Below are 3,020 nucleotides of genomic sequence, written 5' to 3'. Positions count from 1 at the left end.
CGCGTTGCGGGCGCGGTCGGCCAGCACGGCGGCCACCACATGTTGGAAAGCGGCGGCCAGGTCGGCGCGGTCCTGCTCGGTCTGCAGCTTCGGGATCGAGTGGGCGACGGCCGTCTTCAGCCCACTGAACGAGAAGTCGCAGCCGGGGCGGCCGAGCATCGGGCGGGGCAGGGGGAAGCGCCTGGGATCGCCGGCCTGGGCCAGCTTCTCCAGCGCCGGGCCGCCGGGCCAGGGCAGGCCCATCAGCTTGGCGGATTTGTCGAAGGCCTCGCCGACCGCGTCGTCCAGCGTCGAGCCCAGGCGGCGGTAGCGGCCCAGCCCCTCGACGGCGACGCATTGGCAATGCCCGCCGGACAGCAGCAGCAGCAGATAGGGAAATTCGACGCCGCCCTCGACCAGGCCCGTTTCTTGAAGAAGGGGCAGGCGCGCGGTCAGCGCATGGCCCTCCAGGTGGTTCACCGCGACGAAGGGCAGGCCATGCGCGATGGCCATGCCCTTGCCGAAGCTGGAGCCGACGATCAGCCCGCCGATCAGCCCCGGGCCGGCGGTGGCGGCGATCCCGCCCAGCTGGTCAGGCGAGACCCCGGCGCGGGCCATCACCTCGGTGGCGAGGGCGGGCAGATGCGCCAGATGCGCGCGCGCCGCGATCTCCGGCACCACGCCGCCGAAGGGGGTGTGCTCGGCCAGCTGGCTGCGCACGGCTTCCGCCAGGATGCGGCCGTCGGGTGCCAGCAGCGCCGCCGCGGTCTCGTCGCAGCTCGCCTCCAAGCCCAGCACTGGTCCCTCGATAGCCGCCGATCGCATCCGTTCTTGCCTTCCCCATGCCGGGCGGTGGTTCTATGACGCCCGCATGTCCTTTGCCCACCCCGTCCTGCCGCTTGCCCCGGCAGGCGCCTTCGCCCTGTCCTGCGCCATGGCCCCGGCAGATCTGCGCGGCGGGACAGCGCATGCCACCTCGGGCCATGCCCCGGCAAGGCCCGCCATCGCCGCCACGGGGCCGGTGAAGCCGCATGCGCGCCGGCCGCTGCCGCTGCGCGTCGGCACCCGCGGCTCGCCGCTGGCGCTGTGGCAGACCCGCACCTTCCTCGAGCTGGTGCTGCATTTCTGCCCCGTCCTGCGCAATGCCAAGGCCTTCGAGGAGCATGTGATCGCGACCTCGGGCGACCGCATCCAGGACCGGCGCCTGGCCGATATCGGCGGCAAGGGGCTCTTCGCCAAGGAGATCCATGAGGCGCTGCTGGACGGCCGCATCGATTTCGCGGTCCACAGCCTGAAGGACCTGGAGACCGAGCTGCCGCCCGGCATCGTGCTGGCCTGTACGCTGAAGCGGGAGGATGCGCGCGACGCGCTCGTCCTCGGCCCCGACGCGCCGCGGAGCGAGCCCGGCGACCCCTTCGGCGCCATCCCCGCCGGCGCGCTGATCGGCACCGCGAGCCTGCGCCGCCAGGCCCAGCTGCTGCATGCCCGCCCCGACCTGAAGGTCGGCATGATCCGCGGCAATGTCGGCTCGCGCCTGGCCAAGCTCGCCGCCGGCGACTGCCAGGGCACGCTGCTGGCGCTCGCCGGCCTCAAGCGCCTCGGGCTGGAGGAGCATGCCAGCGTGGTGCTGGACGCCGACGCCATGGTGCCGGCCGCCGGCCAGGGCATCGTCGGCGTCACCGTGCGCGAGGCCGACACCGAGCTGCACGAGCTGCTGTCGGGCATCGAGGACCGCTCGGCCCGCGCCGTCTCCCGCGCCGAGCGGGCGATGCTGGCCGCCCTCGACGGCTCCTGCCGCACGCCGATCGGCGGCCATGCCCGCATCCTGCCCACCGGCGAGCTGCACCTGACCGGGCTGATCGCCCGCCCCGACGGCAGCTTCCTGCTGAAGCGCAGCCTGCATGGCGCGACCGCCGATGCCGAGCGCCTGGGCCGCGAGCTGGGCGACAGCCTGCGCGCCGACAGCCCTGCCGACATCTTCTCCGGCTAGCCCGCGGGCGGACGCGGATCGGATGCGGGAAAAGCCCGGCATCCTGGTGACCCGGCCGGAGCCGGGCCATGCCGAGACCGCGGCCGCGGTCGCGGCGCTGGGCTGGCAGCCGCTGCCGGCCCCGGCGCTGGTGCTGTCCTCCATCCTGCCCGAGGGCTGGCGCGCGCCGCCCTGCCAGGCGCTGCTGCTGCCCAGCCGCGCCAGCGCGCGGGCGCTCGCCGGCCGCCTCGATCCGGCCTTGCCGGTGCTGGCGGTCGGCCGCGGCACCGCGGCCGAAGCGCGCGCCTGCGGTTTTCTGTCGGTGATCGAGGCCGAGGGCGACGCCGTCTCGCTCGCGGCGCTGGCCGCCGAGCGGCTGGACCCTGGGCGCGGCGCCCTGCTGCTGGCCGCCGGCCGCGGCTACAGCCTGCCGCTGGCGGCGGCGCTGCGCGCCCGCGGCTTCGCCGTCGCCCGCCGCGCCGTCTATGCGGCGACGCCCGCGGCCACCCTGCCGCCGCAGACAATTCTCGCGCTCCAGGCCGGAATCGTCCGCGCTGCCCTGTTTCTCTCGCCCCGCTCGGCCCAAGTGACGCAGGCCTTGCTGCGTCGCGCAGCCCTGGGCGAAACCGTGCGCGGCATGGTCGCGTTCGCGCTGTCGTCCCGGATCGCCGGGCGGCTGGCGGACATGCCATGGCAAGAGATCCGTGCTACCCGGGAGCCCGATCCCGCGGCGCTGCTGGCCCTGCTTGGCCCAGCCCCGCACCAGGCTTCCGGCCAGCCCGGCCCATTGACCGGAGAAGAGGGGCAGACGAGACGATGAGCGACACGCCGAAAGACAGCCCCCAGGGTGACCAGCCGCGCGAGACCGGGCGCGACGCCAACCGCGACCGCACCCCGCCTGGCCGCAGGAATCCCACCGTGCCGCCGCGCGCCCTGAGCGCCGGCCTGGGGGCGACCCCGCCGGCCGAGCCGCCGAAGCCGGCCACGCCCACCCCTGGCCCTGCCGCCGTCACGCCGTCCGCCGCGGCCGCGTCGGCCCCGGCGGACGGCGTGACGGCGGCAGGGCCAGGGG

The 3,020-nt window shown here is 75.3% G+C and carries 3 protein-coding genes and 1 pseudogene; 3 read left to right on the top strand and 1 reads right to left on the bottom strand.

Annotated elements, in window-relative coordinates:
• Positions 1 to 804, bottom strand: an 804-nt coding sequence (tsaD, locus tag BKE38_RS26980) for a tRNA (adenosine(37)-N6)-threonylcarbamoyltransferase complex transferase subunit TsaD (RefSeq protein WP_076960286.1), incomplete at its 3' end; no start/stop codon positions are given.
• A gap of 46 nt (positions 805 to 850) precedes the next feature.
• On the opposite strand from tsaD, the gene hemC reads away from it, so the two are divergent.
• From hemC to BKE38_RS32990, 3 genes and pseudogenes are all read left to right on the top strand, one after another.
• Positions 851 to 1,969, top strand: a complete 1,119-nt coding sequence (gene hemC / locus BKE38_RS26975; RefSeq protein ID WP_207553688.1) for a hydroxymethylbilane synthase — start codon at positions 851 to 853, stop codon at positions 1,967 to 1,969.
• Between the two features lie 22 nt (positions 1,970 to 1,991).
• On the top strand, positions 1,992 to 2,768 hold the full coding sequence (locus tag BKE38_RS26970; RefSeq protein ID WP_076960285.1) for a uroporphyrinogen-III synthase: 777 nt from the start codon (positions 1,992 to 1,994) through the stop codon (positions 2,766 to 2,768).
• Positions 2,765 to 3,020 (top strand): annotated as a pseudogene (locus BKE38_RS32990) (hypothetical protein); the annotation flags it as partial. The gene BKE38_RS26970 and the pseudogene BKE38_RS32990, both read left to right, overlap by 4 nt.

Source organism: Teichococcus deserti (assembly GCF_001982615.1).
Taxonomy (GTDB): Bacteria; Pseudomonadota; Alphaproteobacteria; order Acetobacterales; family Acetobacteraceae; genus Pseudoroseomonas; species Pseudoroseomonas deserti.
The sequence above is the reverse complement of the archived record's forward strand: the minus strand, read 5'-3'. Positions and strand labels throughout refer to the sequence as shown.

Excerpts from the sequence above, each read along its gene's own strand:
- BKE38_RS26970 (WP_076960285.1), top strand. The coding sequence starts at position 1,992 with ATGCGGGAAAAGCCCGGCATCCTGGTGACCCGGCCGGAGCCGGGCCAT.
- hemC (WP_207553688.1), top strand. The coding sequence starts at position 851 with ATGTCCTTTGCCCACCCCGTCCTGCCGCTTGCCCCGGCAGGCGCCTTC.